17 protein-coding genes and 1 riboswitch are annotated in these 18,269 nt (G+C 68.1%); of the genes, 11 read left to right on the forward strand and 6 right to left on the reverse strand.

Annotated elements, in window-relative coordinates; all coding sequences use genetic code 11:
- The first annotated feature begins 44 nt into the window (after window positions 1-44).
- The 3 genes from GJV26_RS22400 (at window position 45) to GJV26_RS22410 (ending at window position 2,241) form a co-directional block, all read left to right on the forward strand.
- A complete protein-coding gene (locus GJV26_RS22400) occupies window positions 45-479 on the forward strand; it encodes a hypothetical protein (RefSeq protein WP_155710914.1) in 435 nt (144 codons plus the stop codon).
- A 30-nt stretch (window positions 480-509) separates the two neighbouring features.
- A complete protein-coding gene (locus GJV26_RS22405; protein WP_155710915.1) occupies window positions 510-899 on the forward strand; it encodes a VOC family protein in 390 nt (129 codons plus the stop codon).
- A 76-nt stretch (window positions 900-975) separates the two neighbouring features.
- Window positions 976-2,241 (forward strand): DEAD/DEAH box helicase, encoded by a 1,266-nt coding sequence (locus GJV26_RS22410; protein ID WP_155710916.1) that lies wholly within the window; start codon window positions 976-978, stop codon window positions 2,239-2,241.
- Between the two features lie 185 nt (window positions 2,242-2,426).
- Here the strand turns inward: GJV26_RS22410 and GJV26_RS22415 are convergent, their stop codons facing one another.
- Window positions 2,427-2,723 (reverse strand): hypothetical protein, encoded by a 297-nt coding sequence (locus GJV26_RS22415; RefSeq protein WP_155710917.1) that lies wholly within the window; start codon window positions 2,721-2,723, stop codon window positions 2,427-2,429.
- A 73-nt stretch (window positions 2,724-2,796) separates the two neighbouring features.
- On the opposite strand from GJV26_RS22415, the gene GJV26_RS22420 reads away from it, so the two are divergent.
- From GJV26_RS22420 to GJV26_RS22445, 6 genes are all read left to right on the forward strand, one after another.
- The gene (locus tag GJV26_RS22420) at window positions 2,797-3,789 is read left to right on the forward strand and encodes an ABC transporter substrate-binding protein (RefSeq protein WP_155710918.1); all 993 of its coding nucleotides are present in this window, start codon (window positions 2,797-2,799) and stop codon (window positions 3,787-3,789) included.
- A 106-nt stretch (window positions 3,790-3,895) separates the two neighbouring features.
- A complete protein-coding gene (locus GJV26_RS22425; protein WP_155710919.1) occupies window positions 3,896-4,927 on the forward strand; it encodes an aromatic ring-hydroxylating dioxygenase subunit alpha in 1,032 nt (343 codons plus the stop codon).
- Window positions 4,924-5,781: an ABC transporter ATP-binding protein gene (locus GJV26_RS22430; RefSeq protein ID WP_155710920.1), complete on the forward strand. Its 858-nt coding sequence runs from the start codon at window positions 4,924-4,926 to the stop codon at window positions 5,779-5,781. Before GJV26_RS22425 ends, GJV26_RS22430 begins: the two co-directional genes overlap by 4 nt.
- A complete protein-coding gene (locus GJV26_RS22435) occupies window positions 5,774-6,574 on the forward strand; it encodes an ABC transporter permease (protein WP_155710921.1) in 801 nt (266 codons plus the stop codon). The genes GJV26_RS22430 and GJV26_RS22435 overlap by 8 nt, the downstream gene beginning before the upstream one ends.
- The gene (locus GJV26_RS22440) at window positions 6,574-7,521 is read left to right on the forward strand and encodes a PDR/VanB family oxidoreductase (protein ID WP_155712653.1); all 948 of its coding nucleotides are present in this window, start codon (window positions 6,574-6,576) and stop codon (window positions 7,519-7,521) included. Before GJV26_RS22435 ends, GJV26_RS22440 begins: the two co-directional genes overlap by 1 nt.
- A 47-nt stretch (window positions 7,522-7,568) precedes the next feature.
- Complete coding sequence (locus GJV26_RS22445) at window positions 7,569-8,987, forward strand: amidohydrolase family protein (protein ID WP_155710922.1); 1,419 nt, start codon at window positions 7,569-7,571, stop codon at window positions 8,985-8,987.
- A 223-nt stretch (window positions 8,988-9,210) separates the two neighbouring features.
- On the opposite strand, the gene GJV26_RS22450 is transcribed toward GJV26_RS22445, so the two are convergent.
- The 4 genes from GJV26_RS22450 to GJV26_RS22465 form a co-directional block, all read right to left on the reverse strand.
- Window positions 9,211-9,873, reverse strand: a complete 663-nt coding sequence (locus tag GJV26_RS22450) for a hypothetical protein (protein WP_155710923.1) — start codon at window positions 9,871-9,873, stop codon at window positions 9,211-9,213.
- Window positions 9,870-10,838, reverse strand: coding sequence for an MlaD family protein (locus tag GJV26_RS22455; RefSeq protein WP_155710924.1), 969 nt, complete (start codon window positions 10,836-10,838; stop codon window positions 9,870-9,872). Before GJV26_RS22455 ends, GJV26_RS22450 begins: the two co-directional genes overlap by 4 nt.
- Before the next feature lie 71 nt (window positions 10,839-10,909).
- The gene (locus GJV26_RS22460; protein ID WP_155710925.1) at window positions 10,910-11,743 is read right to left on the reverse strand and encodes an ABC transporter permease; all 834 of its coding nucleotides are present in this window, start codon (window positions 11,741-11,743) and stop codon (window positions 10,910-10,912) included.
- 29 nt (window positions 11,744-11,772) lie between these two features.
- Window positions 11,773-12,633: a LysR family transcriptional regulator gene (locus GJV26_RS22465; RefSeq protein WP_155712654.1), complete on the reverse strand. Its 861-nt coding sequence runs from the start codon at window positions 12,631-12,633 to the stop codon at window positions 11,773-11,775.
- A 135-nt stretch (window positions 12,634-12,768) separates the two neighbouring features.
- On the opposite strand from GJV26_RS22465, the gene GJV26_RS22470 reads away from it, so the two are divergent.
- Window positions 12,769-14,124, forward strand: coding sequence for an MFS transporter (locus GJV26_RS22470; RefSeq protein ID WP_155710926.1), 1,356 nt, complete (start codon window positions 12,769-12,771; stop codon window positions 14,122-14,124).
- Between the two features lie 4 nt (window positions 14,125-14,128).
- On the opposite strand, the gene ribB is transcribed toward GJV26_RS22470, so the two are convergent.
- Window positions 14,129-14,803: a 3,4-dihydroxy-2-butanone-4-phosphate synthase gene (gene ribB, locus GJV26_RS22475; RefSeq protein WP_155710927.1), complete on the reverse strand. Its 675-nt coding sequence runs from the start codon at window positions 14,801-14,803 to the stop codon at window positions 14,129-14,131.
- A 98-nt stretch (window positions 14,804-14,901) separates the two neighbouring features.
- A riboswitch (FMN riboswitch) is annotated at window positions 14,902-15,065 on the reverse strand.
- Window positions 15,066-15,179: 114 nt separating this feature from the next.
- On the opposite strand from ribB, the gene GJV26_RS22480 reads away from it, so the two are divergent.
- A complete protein-coding gene (locus GJV26_RS22480) occupies window positions 15,180-17,999 on the forward strand; it encodes a M16 family metallopeptidase (protein WP_155710928.1) in 2,820 nt (939 codons plus the stop codon).
- The last annotated feature ends 270 nt before the right edge of the window (window positions 18,000-18,269 follow it).

Below are 18,269 nucleotides of genomic sequence, written 5' to 3' on the forward strand. Positions count from 1 at the left end.
TACTCCAGGGCCCACGATATCGTCTCGATCATCCGGGAGCCGCCATGCATTCCACCACCTATGCCCGCATCGTCCGCGCCAGCGGGCTGTACGACCTGTTCATCACCGCGCCGTTCGCAACGCCCTGGACGTTCGCGCTGCTGCACGGCCACCTCTCCGCCGTCAACGAGGCAATGGGCGGTGCGCCGCTGCCCGCCTTCGGGCCGTTGCACGTGCTGTTCGCCTGCCTGATGGGCAGCGTGGTGCTGCTGTGGTCCGTCCTGCGGATCCTCGACCCGCAGGTGCGCTTCGGCCGCTACGACGGTGCCGGCCGGTTCGCGTTCACGCTGTGGATGGCCTGGACGCTGGCGCAGACCGGCATGCCGATATTGTGGCTGCTCATCGTGCCCGAGTTCGCCTGGGGCGTCGTGCAGTGGCTGCCGCTGCGGCGCGACCGGAACGACGCGGCCGCGCCGGCCGGTGCTATGCTCGGTGTATAGGTATCACCAACTCAGTCGAGGGAGGAGTCCATGCAAGCGCAACCCCTGATCGCCGTGTCCGACGTGGCAGCGGCCAGCCGCTGGTACCAGGCCGTATTGGGCTGCAAGAGCGCCCACGGCGGCGCCGAATATGACCAGCTCACGTTCGATGGCCGCCTGATCCTGCAACTGCACCGCTGGGATGCGCATCACCACGCGCACATCGGCGACCCCGGGTGCCGCCCCTATGGCAACGGCGTGCTTCTGTGGTTCTGGACCGACGATTTCGACGATGCCGTCGATCGCGCCGCCGCCGTGCGCGCCACGGTGCTGGAAGGGCCGAAGGAGAACCGCAACGCGCAGCACCGCGAGATCTGGCTGCACGACCCCGATGGCTACGTGGTCGTCATCGCCGGGCCATATGGCGATGTAGGCATGTAAGGGGCCGGACCGGGCCGCGGCGGCTGAGTTGGCCGCGTGCTTTATACTGCGCGCTCATTCACCTGCCCGTACCCTCATGTCCTTCGCTCCCCTGGGCCTTTCGCCCGCCCTGCTAGATGCCGTGGCCGCCATCGGCTACGACACACCGACCGCCATCCAGTCGGCCGCCATACCCGCCGCGCTGCAGGGGAGGGATGTGCTGGGCGCCGCGCAGACAGGTTCCGGCAAGACGGCCGCGTTCGCGCTGCCGATGCTGCACGCGCTGCTGGCGCGCCAGGGCACGCGCCGCGGCCTGCATGGCCTCGTGCTGGTACCCACGCGCGAGCTGGCCGCGCAGGTGGGCGACGCGATCCGCGCGCTGGTGCAGCACCTGCCGTCCACGATCAAGGTATCGATCGTGTTCGGCGGCGTGTCGATCAATCCGCAAATGATGGCGCTGCGCGGCGGTACCGACATCATCGTCGCCACGCCGGGCCGCCTGCTCGACCTGGCACGCCACAACGCGGTGAAGCTGGACGGTGTCGCCACGCTGGTGCTGGACGAAGCGGACAAGCTGCTCGACATGGGCTTTGCCGACGAGATCGCCGAGATCCTCGCGCTGCTGCCGGCGCGGCGCCAGAACCTGTTCTTCTCGGCCACGTTCCCGGCATCCGTGCAGGCGCTGGCATCGTCGCTGCTGCAGGATCCGCTGCGCACCGAGGTGTCGGCCGAAGACGCGCACGAGCCGGACATCGCGCAGCGCGCCATCGAGGTCGAACCGCTGCGCCGCCTGCAGCTGCTCAGGCACCTGGTCAACGAGCACAAGTGGCAACAGGTGCTGGTGTTCGTCGCCACCAAGTATGCGTCGGAACACGTGGCGGACAAGCTGCGCCGCAACGGCATCGCCGCCGAGGCGTTCCACGGCGATTTCAGCCAGGCTGCCCGCACCGGCGTGCTGGCCGATTTCAAGGCCGGCCGCCTGCACGTGCTGGTGGCCACCGACGTGGCGGCGCGCGGCATCGATATCGCGCAGTTGCCCGTGGTCGTCAACTTCGACCTGCCGCGCGCCGCGGCGGACTACACGCACCGCATCGGTCGCACGGGCCGTGCCGGCGCCAGCGGCGTCGCCGTCAGCTTCATCACGCCGGATGCCGAAGCGCACTTCCGGCTGATCGAGAAGCGGCAGGACAAGCGCGTGCCGCGCGAGCGCATCGCCGGCTTCGAGCCGCTCGATGCCACCGTCGCCGCGGCCGCCGCCGCTTCGGCCAGCGCGGCCGCCGCCGATCCGAACGGCGGCATCAAGGGCAAGCGCAAGAGCAAGAAGGACAAGCTGCGCGAAGCCGCCGCCAAGGAACCGGCGTAACCGGAGCCCATGCCGGCAAGTGCGCACCGGCAGGAGCGCACTGACACGCGCACAGGTCTCGGCGCAGCCCCCGGCACACGAACGGGTGCACAGGAATATCGCGCCTGACCCGCGCACGAGCGGTGCTGGTGCCATGCGTGCCCTGTCGTGGTGCGCCAGCCTGCCGGATCGGCGGCCCGCAGGCCTTAAAACGCTGGCACGGCGTTTGCATTAACTGTTGTACGAGTAGAAGCGGCTAGTGTTTCACCGGTGACGGCCAGCGTCGCGTCAGTGGAACATGGGGCATTGCTCTTGTGGATGCGTCCCGGATGGGACGTACATCTGGTTTTTCTACAGACCTCAAGAGAGAACGCCATGCCGCAACCTTTTGCCTGCATCACCTGCATCACCTGCATTACCAGCGTCACCGGCCTTGCCCGCCTCACCTGCCGCCTCCCGGCGGCCTTCCAGGTTTCATCTCCCCGCAATGCATCGCCGTTCATGCCGTTCGCCCGGCATGCGCACGCTGGCATTGCGCATTGCTTTCTTCCCGTTGTCCAACTCCAGAGAGTGCCCATGAAATCCATTCCCGCTTCGAAGCTGGCGCGCCGTGCCGCGCTGGCGTTCTGTCTCGCCGTCGCCGCCGGCGGCGCCACCGCCGCCGACAAGGTCACGTTCCTCACATCGTGGTATGCCCAGGCCGAACACGGCGGCTTCTACCAGGCGCTCGCCGAGGGCCTGTACCGCAAGCACGGCCTCGATGTCACGATCCGGATGGGCGGCCCGCAGGTCAACGGCATGCAGCTGCTGGCCAGCGGCCAGGCCGATTTCTTCATGGGCTACGACCTGCAGGTGCTGAAAAGCGTGGAGCAGGGCATTCCCGCCACCACGGTGGCGGCCAGCTTCCAGACCGATGCGCAGGGCATGATGACGCACACGGACGTGAAAGGCCTGGCGGACCTGAAGAACGGCAAGACCGTGCTGGTGTCCACCTCCGGCCGCACCACCTGGTGGCCGTGGCTGAAAGCGAAATACGGCCTGACCGAGGGGCAGGGGCGGCCCTACACCTTCAACCTGCAGCCGTTCCTGGCGGACCCCGATTTCGCCCAGCAGGCCTATCCGTCGTCCGAGCTGTTCCAGGCCGCCAAGGCCGGCGCGAAGACCAACTTCTACCTGTTCGCCAACGACGGCTACCCGCCGTACGGCACCACCGTGGTGGCGATGCAGAAGCTCGTCAAGGAAAAGCCCGACGTGGTGGCCCGCTTCGTGCGCGCCTCGATGGAGGGCTGGAAGAGCTACCTGGCCAACCCGGCCGCCGGCAATGCGCTGATCAAGCAGGAAAACCCGAACATGAAGGACGACCAGCTGGCCTACGCGGTGGGCAAGCTGAAGGAATACAGCTTCGTCACCGGCGGCGATGCGGCCAGGCAGGGCATCGGCACGATGAGCGATGCGCGCTGGCAGCAGACCTATGAATTCATGGTCGCCGCCGGCCTGCTGAAAAAGGAAACCAGCTGGAAACAGGCCTACACCACGCAGTTCGTCCGCGACCTGAAAGTCATGCCCTGATCCGGAGAGTCTTGCCGGGCGAAGGCGACCATGTCGGCACGCCGGCCCGCGGGCGCAAGCCCATGCCGCCACCCATGCGGCAACCCATGAAACAGGAGTCACCACCATGCTCGTCACCCAACAGAAAGTCCTGCGCAAGTTCTGGTATGCGCTGATGCCGATGTCCGCGCTGGACGCGGGCCCGCAGCCGTTCACGCTGCTGGGCGAGAATATCGTCGTGTGGAAGGGAAAGGATGGCAAGCCGGCCGCGCTGCGCGACCGCTGCTGCCACCGCACCGCGAAGCTGTCGAAAGGCTTCGTCGAGAACGGCAACATCGTGTGCGGCTACCACGGCTGGACCTACGACTGCTCCGGCACATGCGTGCGCATCCCGCAAAGCCCTGATTCGCGCATTCCGCAGGGCGCGCAGGTGCCGGCGTATCACTGCGACGAGCGCTACGGCTACGTATGGGTGGCGCTGGAAGACCCGCTGCAGCCGATCCCTTATTTTCCGGAGGAAGAGGCGCCCGGCTACCGCCGCATCCTGCAGTTCTACGAGCGCTGGAACACGTCGCCGCTGCGCGTGATGGAAAACTCGTTCGACAACTCGCACTTCAGCTTCGTGCACAAGGCGAACTTCGGCATGATCGACAACCCGGTGCCGGCGAAATACGAGTTCCGGCCGAACGACTGGGGCTTCGAGGCCGAGACGCACGTGCCGGTGCGGAACCCGGAAGCGAGCTTCCGCATCACCGGCACCACCGAGCCGGTCACGGAGCGGCATCTGACGAACCGCTGGTACATGCCGTTCTCGCGCCGCTTCGGCTGCGTCTATCCGGCATCGGGAATCCACCACATCATCTACAACTGCGCCACGCCGATCGACGACGGCTCGCTGATGCTGGTGCAATGGCTGTACCGCAACGACAGCGAGGCGAGCTGCTCGACGCAGGAGCTGATCGACTGGGACCGCCCGATCACGTCGGAAGACCGCGACATCCTGGAGGCCACCGATCCGGATGCCTGCGTCGACACGCGCCGCCGCGTCGAATTCCACATGGAGTCCGACAAGCCGGGCCTGATGATGCGCCGCATGCTGATGGACCTGCTGACCCGGCACGGCGAAGAGGAAGCGCACAACCCGCCGGAGGCGCCATGAAACGCGACGACAGTTCCCTGCTGGCCGGCGCGCAGGCGGGTGCGCGGTCCGCTGCACAGTCCGACGGGCCGGCGGTGCTGTACGCGAACGGCGTGGAAAAGACCTACCCGAACGGCACCCGCGCGCTGGACCGCGTGAAGCTGCGCATCGGGCGCGGCGAGTTCGTGTCGCTTCTGGGGCCCTCCGGCTGCGGCAAGAGCACGCTGCTGAAGATGTTCGCCGGGCTCGAAAGCCCATCGGCCGGGCACGTGCGGTGGTGGGGAGAGGGCATGGCCACCGTCGACACGCCCGGCCGCACGCTGGCGATGGTGTTCCAGGAAGCGACGCTGATGCCGTGGGCGAAGGTGGCGGCCAACGTGCGGCTGCCGCTCGACCTGAAGGGCGTGCCTGCCGAACAGGCCGCGCCGCGCGTGGAGGCGGCGCTCGGCATGGTCGGGCTGTCGAAATTCGGCCACGTGTACCCGCGCGAACTGTCCGGCGGCATGCAGATGCGGGCGTCGATCGCCCGCGCGCTGGCCACCGAGCCGAACCTGCTGCTGATGGACGAACCGTTCGGCGCGCTCGACGAATTCACGCGCAACAGGCTCGACGCCGATTTGCGCGACCTGTGGGCGCTGCGCGACCTGACGGTGGTATTCGTCACGCACAGCATCTACGAGGCGGTGTACCTGTCGTCGCGGGTGGTGGTGATGGCGGCCCGGCCGGGCCGCGTGATCGCCGACGTGCCGATCGACGGGCCCGCGGTGCGCGGCGACGAGTTCCGCATCTCGCCGCAGTTCATGGGCTACTGCAAGCAACTGTCCGACCTGCTGGTCGAGGCCAATGCTCATCACCAGGAGGAACGCAATGCCTGACAAACCCCTGATTGCCGACGTGCGCGTGCGCCGCGCGCTGGCGCCGCTGGCGCTCGGCTTCATGCTGCTGGCGGTATGGCAGGCGGTCTGCGTTTCGATGCAGGTGCCGGTCTACCTGGTACCGTCGCCGGCCGCCATCGCCGGCACGCTGCTTGATGACTGGTCGCTGCTGTTCGATGCGCTGCTCGTCACGCTGCGCATCACGTTCTTCGCGTTCGCGCTGGCCACCGTGGCCGGCGTGGCCGTGGCCTTCCTGTTCGTGCAGAGCAAGCTGCTGGAAGCGTGCCTGTTCCCGTATGCGATCCTGCTGCAGGTGACGCCGGTGGTGGCGATCGCGCCATTGATCATCATCTGGGTCAAGACGCCGGCAGCGGCGCTCACGATCTGCGCCACGATGATGGCCGTGTTCCCGATCATCTCGAACACGGTGCTGGGCCTGCGCAGCGTGAATCCCGGCCTGCTGAACCTGTTCCGGCTGAACCGCGCCACCCGCTGGCAGGTGCTGGTGCGCCTGCGCGTGCCCAGCGCGTTGCCCAGCTTCTTCGGCGGCTTGCGCATCGCCAGCGGCCTGTCGCTGATCGGCGCGGTCGTCGCCGAATTCGTCGCCGGCACCGGCGGCAACAGCACCGGGCTGGCGTACCAGATCCTGCAGGCCGGCTTCGAGCTGAACATCCCGCGGCTGTTCGCGGCGCTGTTCATGATCACCGTCACCGGCGTGCTGCTGTTCGCGCTGATGTCGGCGCTGGCGCGTGTATGCCTGGCGCACTGGCATGAAAGCGAGGCCGAGGCATGATGCATGCCATCAAGGTGCGGGTCGCCCGCAAATGGCGGGAAGCCGATCGCGTTCTCGGCTTCGAACTGGTCGACCCCGATGGCGCAGCGCTGCCGCCGTTCACGGCCGGCGCACACGTCGACGTGCACCTGCCAGGCGGGCTGGTTCGGCAGTATTCGCTGTGCAACGACTGGCGCGACAGCTCGCGCTATGTGATCGGCGTGCTGCTGCAGGAAGGCGGCGGCTCGCGGGCCATGCACGCGCTGGAAGAGGGCGGGCTGGTCACGATCGGCGCGCCGCGCAATCACTTCCAGCTCGATACCGGCGCGCGGCGCTCGCTGCTGGTGGCGGGCGGCATCGGCATCACGCCATTACTGTCGATGGCGGAATGTCTGAACATACTCGACCGGGAATTCGCGCTGCATTATTGTGTGCGTTCGGCGGCGGCCGCCGCGTTCGCCGGGCGGCTGCGGGAGGCGCCGTTTGCCGGCCGCGCGCACCTGCATGCCGACGACGGGCCCGCGTCGCAACGGCTCGATCTGCCGGCGCTGTTCGCAGGCGCCGGCGCGGACACGCACCTTTACGTGTGCGGGCCCGCCGGTTTCATCGCGATGGTGGCGGAAGCCGCGCGGGCGCACGGCATCGCGCCGGAACGTGTCCACGTCGAGCACTTCGCCAACGGCGGCGTGCTGGCCGATGGCGCGGCATTCGAGGTGCGCCTGGCCGGCAGCGGCAGGACCGTCGCCGTGCCGGCCGGGCAGAGCGTGGTCGACTGCCTGGCCGGACACGGCGTCGAGATCGCCGTGTCGTGCCGGCAGGGCGTGTGCGGCAGCTGCCTGACCACCGTGCTGGCCGGCGAGCCGGATCACCGGGACTGCTACCTGACCGATGCCGAGCGGGCGCTGGGCGACCGCTTCCTGCCGTGCTGCTCGCGTTCGAAAACACCGCTGCTGGTGCTGGATCTTTGAGGCCGATTCCTTGAGACCGATTCTTTGAGACCGATAAAGGAGACTCCATGACTGACCTGTTGATCAAGAACGCCGCCGCCATCGTGACCGGCCTGGCGGGCGATGCCGCGCGCCATCCCGGCCCCGATATCCGCATCGCCAATGGCCGCATTGCCGCGCTGGGGCGCCTGGAACGGCTGCCCGGCGAACGCGTTGTCGACGCCGCCGGCTGCGTCGTCTATCCGGCGTGGGTGAACACGCACCACCACCTGTTCCAGTCGCTGCTCAAGGGCGACGCGGCCGGCATCGACCTGCCGCTGACGCCCTGGCTGGCGGCCACGCCATACCGCTTCCGCGCCGCGTTCGACGAAGACCTGTTCCGCCTCGCCGCGCGCATCGGCCTGGTCGAGCTGCTGCGCTCCGGCTGCGCCACGGTGGCCGATCACAATTACCTGTACTGGCCGGGCATGCCGTTCGACAGCTCGGCGATCCTGTTCGAGGAAGCCGAACGGCTCGGCATGCGCTTCGTGCTGTGCCGCGGCGGCGCCACGCAGACGCGGCAGCTGGAAGCGGACCTGCCGGCCTGCCTGCGCCCGGAAACGCTGGACGGCTACCTGGCCGACATGGAACGCATCACGAAGCGCTGGCACGATCCGGCGCCGGACGCGATGCGGCGCGTGGTGATGGCGCCGACCACGCCACTGTATTCGATGACGCCGCCCGAACTGCGCACCGTTGCGGCGGAAGCGCGCCGGCTCGGCATCCGGCTGCACAGCCACCTGTCGGAAACGGTGGAATACCAGAACGCCGCGCACGGCAAGCACGGTACCACGCCGGTGCGCTTCGCCGCCGAGCAGGACTGGCTGGGCGACGATGTCTGGTTCGCCCACCTCGTCAAGCTCGACGACGAGGAAGTCGCGCTGCTGGGCGCCACAGGCACCGGCGTCGCGCACTGCCCGCAGAGCAACGGCCGGCTCGGCAGCGGCATCGCGCCGATCCGCCAGCTCGAGGCGGCCGGGGCTGCGATCTCGATCGGCGTGGACGGCGCGGCGTCGAACGAGGCGGCCGACATGATCTCGGAAACGCACGCCGCGTGGCTGATGCAGCGGGCGCGTGGCGGGCAGGACGCGCGGCCGGCGCACCGCGGCGGCACGTTCGAGGGCGGCGCCGACGCGGCCACCGTCGAGGACGTGGTGCGCTGGGGCACGGGCGGCGGGGCCCGGGTGCTCGGCCTGTCCGGCCTGGGCACGCTCGAAGCGGGCATGGCCGCCGACATCGCCGTCTACGCGCTCGACGACCCGCGCTACTTCGGGCTGCACGACATCGCCATCGGCCCCGTCGCCTCCGGCGGCCGCCCGTCGCTGCGGCTGCTCACCGTGGCCGGCAAGCCCGTCGTCGAACACGACACCATCCCCGGCCTCGACCTGCGCGAACTCGCCCACGACGCCCGCGCTGCCGTCGCGAAATTGCTACGCCACGCAAACTAGGGACAGACCCTGTTTTCCAGGAAATATTGCCGCAAACCGGGGTCTGACCCCGGTTTTGAGCAATTGTTTCCAAAAATCGGGGTCAGCCCCCTTTTTTGGGAAACACGAAGTCCATGCCGCCGTCGTCAGGTTGCTGCGTCGCCAAAACCAGCCTGTTTTTGGAAAATGTTGCTTGAAATTGGGGTCAGACGGGATTGCCGGACTGCTCGGTTTCAGGCGACATTCACTTTGCGGGTTGGCCTTCGACCAGCGCGATGCGCCGACGGAGGCGGGCAGCTTCGTCGGTGTCGCCGGCAGTTTCGGCGCGCAGCGCCTGCACGTTTAGCCAGGCCAGCAGAGGGCGGCGCCAGCCCTGGTCGGAGGCGGTGGCGATCGCATCGGCGATCAGTTCCGGCGTGGCGCGGTTGGCCTTGAACAGCGCGCCGGCGCCGACGAGCCGGGACAGGGGATCGGCGATGCCCTTGACGGTGGCCGCCGCCGTCGCGTCGCTGGTGGCGGCCAGCACGGCGCGCTGCGGTTCGGGCAGCAACGCGGCATCGGATGGCTGCGCGCGGCCGGCGAGGTAGGCGGCGTAGGCGGCGTCGGCCGCCGTGGCATCGCTGCGCAGCGCCTCGAAGCCGGCGCATTCGTCGAACACCAGCGCGGCGGTACGGGCGGCGCAGCGGATCAGTTCGGCGCGGATGACCAGGTCGACCTTGCCGGTGGCGGCGATGTCGTCGCGGGCATGCGCGAATTCGTTCTTTTCGACCAGGTCGCGGCCGGCCATGAACGCATCGGTGGCGCGCTCCAGCGCGCCTTGCGCGTTCATCTTCCAGTCGGGTACCGGCGGGCCGCCGCTGCAGGCCGCCAGCAATACGGGTACTGTCAACACAAGGAATCGCTTCATGGCAGCTTGATCTCCGTTTCGCGCTTGAACGGCCACTTGCGGTTGATCTCGTTGACGAGCTGTTCGATCTTGCGCAGGTTGGCGTCGACATCGGCGCGCAGCGCGCCCAGGTCCTCGGTGGCCACGCGGGCGTTCTTGCCGACCGCCTGCGCTTCTTCCAGCACCAGGTCCATCTTCTTCAGGCTCAGGCGCGCATCGGCCAGCAGGCCGTCGAGCTGCCTGACCGCGGCCTGCGCATCGTTGGCCACGCCCTTGTCGCCGAACACCTTGCTGTCGGCATTGCCCACCAGCCGGTCGGCGCGCACGATCAGCGAATTGGCGTTGGCCAGCAGTTCGCGCGCCTTGCGGTCCTCGCCGGCGATGAAGCCCATCGCGCCGCCCGGGCCGTTCAGCTTCCCGGTCACGCCCTGGAGATTCGCCAGGCTCTGGCCGAGCGACGAGTCGGCGGCGGTCAGCGCCGTCACGTTGGCGAGGATGTCGCGCGCGGCGTTCAGCAGGCGCGGGATCTCGGCCGCCACGTCGCCCACCAGCAGCGGCCGTTCGGCCTTGTCGGCCAGCGGCGGATCGGTGGGAATGCCGGTGAACGCGCGCAGCTTGGCGCCGCCGACGATGCCTTTCTCGAGCGTGAAGATGCTGCTCGAACGCAGCCAGTGCGCATCCTTCTCGGGCACGTCGACCAGCACCCGCGCCTTGCCTTCGCGGGAAAGCTCGATGCTGCGCACGCGGCCGATCGGGAAGCCGGCGAACGTGACGTCCATGCCGACGGCCACGCCCTCGGAGTCGTCGGCCGTCAGCACGAGGCGCTGCGTGGCTTCGAAGGCGCCGCGCGCATACATCAGGTACAGCGCGGCGCCGGCGATCAGCGCGACCATCAGCACCAGCAGCAGCGCCGCCTTGACCTCGGCATTGCGCACCGGTGCCGGTTCGGCCGGTGCCGCCGGGGTGGGGAGGGAAGTTTCAGTCATGATCAGCCAGTCGTCTCAATCAGTCGTATCAATCAGTGGTATCGGTCGGTCGAATCGATCGGTCGAATCGGTCAGTAATAGTTGCCCATCAGCGAAGCGGCTTCGATCAGCAGGATCACGGAGAACATCCGCACCATGTCCGCCAGCCCGTGCGTGAAACGCAGCCGCGCCGCGAACGGGTTGGCGGCTGCATCGTAGTAGGACGAGGCGAGCGGGATGATGCCGACCGCCAGCGAGAAAAAGAAGATCTTCAGCGCCAGGATCAGCGCCACGGCCGGGTTGAAGATCTGCCCGACCACCCGCGTGTAGCCCGCCAGCGCATAGGGCGTGAAGCCATAGATGATGAGATAGGTCAGCACCAGCGTCAGGATGCAGCTGACGGCGGCGAGCAGCCACACCGCGAAGATGCCGGCCGACGCGCGCGGATAGAATTCGCAGCGCAGCGCCCCGGCGGGGTCGGCGGCCGGGCCGGCCGACCCCGCCGGGGCCGCCGCGGCGGCGGCGAGCCGCCGCTGCGCGAACTCCACGCCGGCCGGCAGCGTGCTGCGCAACGCCACGAACAGCGCCGCCGTCAGCGGGATCAGCTCCAGCACGAGCACGCGCACCACCATTTCCAGCGCGAAGCCGGACAGGCCGTACGATGTGGCGGTGACGACCACGATGCGAATGATGACAAGGCTGATCAGCGCCGACAGCACGCAGAACCACAGCAGGTTCGGCGCCGTGGCCAGCACCAGGTGGCTGGCGAGCGCGCGGTGATTGTCGCGGCGGTAGGTGGACGGCGCGGCGCCGCGCGCCAGGATCAGCGCCGCGAACTGCAGCAGGCGCCACCAGCTGGTGAGCCAGATCATGGTGGCGCGGTGCATCCGCAGCAGCGACGGGAACAGTGATGCATGGGTGGACATCTTGCAATCTTAACATTCCGACGTGCAGATCACGGTACGGAAGCGACGATGGCGTCGGCCACGGCCCGCACCCGCGCACTGCGGTTCAGGTCGCCGTGCATCACCAGGTACATGTCGTAGCTGTGCACCCGGTCCGGAAAGACGCGCACCAGCCGCGGATCCTGGCCGGCCATGTGCACCGGCAGCTCGGCGATGCCGATGCCGGCGCGCGCCGCCTCCATCAGCATTAGCCCCGTGTTGACTTCCAGCGCGACACGGGCCCCGGCAATGGATACGCCGGCCACGTGCGTGGCCTGCCGCGGCGCCACCGACGCATGGTAGATGACGAGGTCATGGCCCGCCAGTCCGGATTCCACCAGTGGCACGCCGCGTTCGCGCAGGTAGGTCTTGCTGGCATACAGGCCGGAAGTGCGCCGCGCCAGGTGCCGCGACACCAGGTCCGGGTCCGTGGGCTTGAGCGTGCGCACGGCCAGGTCGGCTTCGCGCCGCGTCAGGTTCGTCATCGCCGTGGTCACGTGGAGCACCACGCGGATGTCCGGGTGCCGGGCGTGCAGCGCCCTGATCGCATCCATCACGAAGTACTGCGCCATCGTGTCGGTGGTTGCCACCCGCACCGTGCCGGAGAGGCGGTTGTCGATGCCCTGCATCTCCCTTTCGAGCTGGTGCGCCGCCGCCTCCATCTTCTCGGCGGGGCGCGCCGCCATCTCGCCGGCCGGCGTGGGCACGTAGCCGGACGGCGTGCGCAGGAACAGTTTCGCGTTCAGCGCCGCCTCCATCGCGGCCAGCCGCCGGCCGGCCGTGGCCTGGTCGATGCCCAGCCCGGCGGCGGCGCCGCGCAAGGTGCCCGCGCGGTAGATGCCGAGGAATATCCGTGCGTCGTCCCAGTCCATGATTTTCCTGCCGATCGTTTTCCTGATGATCATTTTCCTGCTGATGCAGTTTTGCATCGCAGTGCCGATGGTATGCATGTTTACTGCATCGGGCAAGGGGCTTAACCTGCTGTCATTACCAGGAAGGGAAGCGCCATGCTGCTGTTTACCCTCGCCATCGGTTTCGTGATGGCGATGATCGACGTGACGGCCGTGAACACGGCCCTGTCCGATATTTCGTCCGACCTCGGCGTGCCGCTCGAAGGGCTCGTCTGGGTCGTCGACGGCTACACGCTGACGTTCGCCGCGCTGCTGCTCGCCGGCGGCGCGCTGGCGGACCGTTGCGGTGCCCGGCGCATCTACCAGGCCGGGTTGGCCGTGTTCGTGCTGGGTTCCGTGCTGTGCGCGCTGGCGCCGACGGGGACGGCACTGGTGGCGGCGCGGCTGCTGCAGGGCAGCGGGGCCGCGCTGTTCATGCCCAGCTCGCTTGCCCTGCTGACGCATGCCGAGGACGACGACCGGCGCCGCGCGAAAATGTTCGGTGCTTGGGCGGCGATCGTCAGCGCCGCGGCAACCGCCGGGCCGCTGGCCGGCGGCCTGCTGGTCGAGGCGTTCGGCTGGCGCAGCATCTTCTGGCTGAACCTGCCGGTCGGCTTGCTGGGCATCCTGCTGGCGCAGCTGAAGGCACCGGCGCCGGCCCCCCATGCCCGCCCGCTGGACCTGGCGAGTCACGCGCTCGGCGCGACCGCGCTGGCGGCGCTGGCATTCGTGCTGATCGAGGGGCCGGTGCTGGGCTGGACGTCGGCCCCGGTGGTTGTCGCGCTGGCCATGGCGGCATTGCTGCCCGCGTGGCTGATCCGGCGCGAACGCGCCGCAGCGCAGCCGATCCTGCCGCGCGCGCTGTACGGCATCGCGCCGTTCCGCGCCGCCGTGCTGACGGGCATGCTGATCAACTTCGGCACGTTCGGCCACATGTTCGTGCTCAGTCTGTGGTTGCAGGGCGCGCACGGCACCGGCGCGCTCGGCACGGGTCTTGCGATCCTGCCGATGACGGCGGCGGCCGGCGTGTCGAACGTGCTGTCCGGCCGCGCGGTGGCCAGGCAGGGGACGCGCATGCCGCTGCTGGTGGGAATGGGGGGCGCCGCCGCGGCCGCGCTGCTGCTGGCGCAGGTCACGGCCGGCACGCCGCCGTGGCTGGCGATTGCCGGCGGGACGCTGCTGTTCCTGGCGATCGGCTTTGCGATCCCGGCCATGACGGCGACCGTGATGGGCGCCGGCGGCAAGACGCACGCCAGCGCCGCGGGCGCGACCCTGAACGCCAGCCGCCAGATCGGCGCCTTGCTCGGCGTGGCGGCGGCCGGCACCATCCTGCATGCGACGCAGGACTGGGGCTTGCGGCTGGCCATCGTCTACACGGCCATCGCGGCGGCCTGTTTCGTCGCGTGGCTGGCCGTGTATCGCCGCATGGAGCCGGCCGACGCGCCGGCGCCGGCGGCCGGCGTGACCGAATGAGAGGCTACCCGTGCAGCTTGCGCCAGGCGATCATCTCGGCGATCGTCAGGATCGGCATGCCATGCCGCCGCGCGAATGCTTCGATGTCGTCGCCGCGCATCATCGTGCCGTCCGGGTTCATCAGCTCGCACAGCACGGCGGCCGGCGCCAGGCCCGCCATGATCGCCAGGTCCACCGACCCTTCGGTATGGCCGGCGCGGGCCAGCACGCCGCCCGGCGCGGCGCGCAACGGGAACACGTGGCCGGGGCGCACCAGGTCGGCCGGCTGCGCGTCCGGCGCGGTGGCCGCGCGGATCGTGGCGACACGGTCGGCCGCGGAAACGCCGGTGGTCACGCCGTGCCGCGCCTCGATCGACATGGTGAACGGCGTGCCGTAGCGGCTGCCGTTCTCGATTGCCATCGGCGGCAGTTCCAGCGTGCGCACGCGTTCGGCCGTCAGGCACAGGCACACGATGCCGCTGCATTCGCGGATCATCAGCGCCATCGCCTGGACCGTCAGCCGGTCGCAGGCCACGATCAGGTCGGCTTCGTTCTCGCGGTCGAAGTCGTCGAGCAGGATGACGGGCACGCCGGCGCGCATCGCATCGAGGGCTGCGGCGATGCGGCCTTCCAGGTCGCCGCCGTGAAGGGAAGGGGAAATAACGGAATCGGGAACAGGATTACATTCTTGGACAGACATTGAAACGCTCCTCGCAAATGGCGAAAAACGCTCCAGGGCAAAGCGAACGCACGCACGCCGCATGCGCGGCTGGCCACGCATGCGGTCGCACGATCGACGCACATCTTCTTTCATCCGGACTATACCGTCGGCTCCGGTTTTCGACCGGATCTGCTGACCCCGCGATGGCCTGGTCTGTAACCAGCCCCATCGCGGGCGCTCGCGGGCTCGGCCCGAAGGCCCTACCGCCGGTGGGGAATCGCCCCCCGCCCCGAAGACGTAAATTAAATGAAACTGAATAAGGCCCGCCGCATGGCGCGGCAAGCTCGAGGATTGTAGCAGAGCGATCAATTTCTGGTGTATCGTGGGCATTTCGCCCATTGATCGCATCCATTCCATGAAGTTGAGCCCTTTCAAGCTTGCCACCGCCGCCGCGCTGCTCGGCGCTTCGCTGCTGGCCCACGCCGCGCCGCTGCCGGCGCCCGGCGATACGTTGCCGGTGGCGCCCTACGTCAAGGTCGGCAAGCTGCCCAACGGCCTCACCTACTACATCCAGAAGAACGGCAAGCCGGCCAAGCGGCTCGAGCTGCGGCTCGTCGTCAAGGCCGGCTCGATCCTGGAGGATGAAGACCAGCTGGGCCTGGCGCACTTCACCGAGCACATGGCGTTCAACGGTTCCACCAATTTCAAGCGCCACGAACTGGTGTCGTACCTGCAGTCGATCGGCGTGAAGTTCGGCCGCGACCTGAATGCCTACACGAGCTTCGACCAGACCGTGTACATGCTGCCGATTCCCACCGATTCGAAGGAGGCGGTCGAGAAGGGCTTCCTGGTGCTGCAGGACTGGGCACACGGCATCACGTTCAACGAGGCCGACATCGAGAGCGAACGCGGCATCGTGCTCGAGGAACTGCGCATGGGCAAGGGCGCCAACGACCGCATGAACCAGATCCTGTATCCGAAGCTGTTCAACGGCTCGCGCTACGCCGAGCGGCTGCCGATCGGCAAGGCCGATGTGCTGCGCACGTTCAAGCCCGAAGCGATCAGGCGCTTCTACCGCGACTGGTACCGGCCCGACCTGATGGCCGTGATGGTGGTCGGCGACATCGATCCGCTCGAGGCGGAAAAGCTGGTCAACGCCCACTTCGGCAAGCTGAAGAATCCGGAAAACCCGCGCCCGCGCGAGTATGCCGCGATCCCGGAACGCAAGGAAGACGAAGGGCTGGTGGTCACCGACCGCGAAGCTCCGGCCGATGTGCTGTATATCCGCTACCCGATCGTGCCGCATCCGGAAGACGCCACCTACGGCGGCTACCGCCGCGACCTGGTCGAGAAGCTGTACGGCACGATGCTGAGCCAGCGGATGATGGAGCTCACGCAGCAGGCCGATCCGCCGTTCATCCAGGGTGGCAGCGGCATGGGCAAGGTGGTGCGCGGCTACCGGTCGTTCTCCGTCACGGCGCTGCTCGGCAAGGGCGGCCACGTGCCCGCGATCAATGCGCTGGTGCGGGAAGACGAGCGCGCGCGACAGTTCGGCTTCACCGCCTCGGAGCTGGATCGCGCCAAGAAGGGCATGCTGCGCAACTACGAGCGCATGTACGCCGAGCGCGACAAGTCCGACTCGGCCGCCTTCGTGGCCGAATACATCCGCAACTTCCTCGACGGCGAGCCGATCCCCGGTGTGCAGAACGAGTATGCGTATGCGCAGGCGCTCGTCCCGGGCATCACGCTGGAGGAAATCAACGCGGCGGTGCGCCAGGCCATCCCGTCGGACGACAAGAAGCTGGTGATCCTGATGGGCGCCCTGAAGGACCGCGCGCCGCCGACCGGCACGGAACTGCTGGCCGCCGTCGACGGCGCGCACAGGCAGACCGTGACCGCGCGCGAGGACAAGGCTTATGCCAGCAGCCTGCTGGAACAGCCGCCGGCACCCGGCAGCATCGTGGCCGAGACGGAAAACAAGGTGCTGGGCACCACCGAACTGACGCTGTCGAACGGCGTGAAGGTGGTGCTCAAGCCCACCGATTTCCGCAACGACCAGGTGCTGATGAGCGCCGTGCGCTTCGGCGGCCAGTCGCTGTTCGGCGACGAGGACATCTTCAACGCCCGCTACGCCGGCCCGCTGGCAGCGCAGATGGGCGCGCTCAATTACACGCCCGCCGATCTGCAGAAGGTCATGGCGGGCAAGAGCGTGGGTGCGGGCGTGACGATGTCCGACCTGTCCGAAGGCGTCTCCGGCGCGGCGGGCAGCGCCGACATCGAAACGCTGCTGCAGCTGACCTACGTGAAGCTTACCCAGCCGCGCCGCGACGAAGCGCTGTTCAATTCCTTCCTGGCGCGCCAGCGCGACATGGCGCGCAATGCGCTGGCCCGGCCGGAGGCCGAATTCGCCGACACGGTGCGCACCGCGCTGTTCGGCGACCACCCGCGCGTTCCGCGCACGCCGCGGCCGGAGGATTTCGACAAGGTCCGTCTCGACCGCGTGCAGCAGATCTACCGCGAGCGCTTCTCCAGCGTGAAGGGCATGACGTTCTATTTTGTCGGCAGCTTCGATCCCGCGAAGCTGAAACCGTTGCTGGCCACCTACGTGGCATCGCTGCCCGCGCCGGATATTCCGGTGGCGTATCGCGACCTCGGCGTGCGGCCGGTGCGCGGCGTCGTGAAGAAAGAAGTGCGGCGCGGCAAGGAACCGAAGAGCAACGTGTCGATCTCCTTCACCGGGCCGGCCGAGTTCTCGCAGGCCGAGCAAACGCGCATGCAGGCGTTCGTGGAAGTGCTGAACATCAAGCTGACCGAGGTTCTGCGCGAGGAGCTCGGCCTGATCTACGGCGGCGGTGCCAGCGGCGGGGTCACGAAGCTGCCCTATGCAAACTATTCGCTGGCGCTGGCGTTGCCCTGCGGCCCGGAAAACGTGGACAAGGTAATCGCCGCCGCGTTCGCGGAAATCCGCAAGCTGCAGGAGCACGGCGCGGAACCGGGCGACCTGGCGAAAGTGAAGCAGAACTGGCTGACCACGCACCGGCGCGCGCTGAGCGAAAACGGCTACTGGCTGGCCCAGCTGCAGACTGCCCAGCTGAACGGCTTCGCGCCGGAGTCGATCCTCGACTTCGACAAACGGGTGGCCGACGTGACCCCGGCCGATGTGCGCAGCGCCGCGCGGCGCTATGTCGATTTCGGGAATTACGTGCAGGTCGTGCTGTATCCCGAAGTAAAGTAAGTCCCTGCGAGGAAGGCAGGGCCGCGGCACGCCGCTGCCGCGGATATTTCGGTTTCATATAGGCGCCGTTCGCCGAACAGCGCCTTCATATAACCCGCCGCGCGCATGCCGGCACGGTTTTCCGCGCGACCGCACCATCAGTCGCCGCCGCCGCGCAATAATCTTCGCAATAATGTGTGAGATTTCCGCTCCATTTTTGCTGTTATGATCGGGCCAGAGGCGAATATTATGCGCGTGGCCGATAGCAAATTCTAAGCGTCTGATTTCATG

Source organism: Pseudoduganella dura, assembly GCF_009727155.1.
In the GTDB taxonomy this organism is placed as follows: Bacteria; Pseudomonadota; Gammaproteobacteria; order Burkholderiales; family Burkholderiaceae_D; genus Rugamonas; species Rugamonas dura.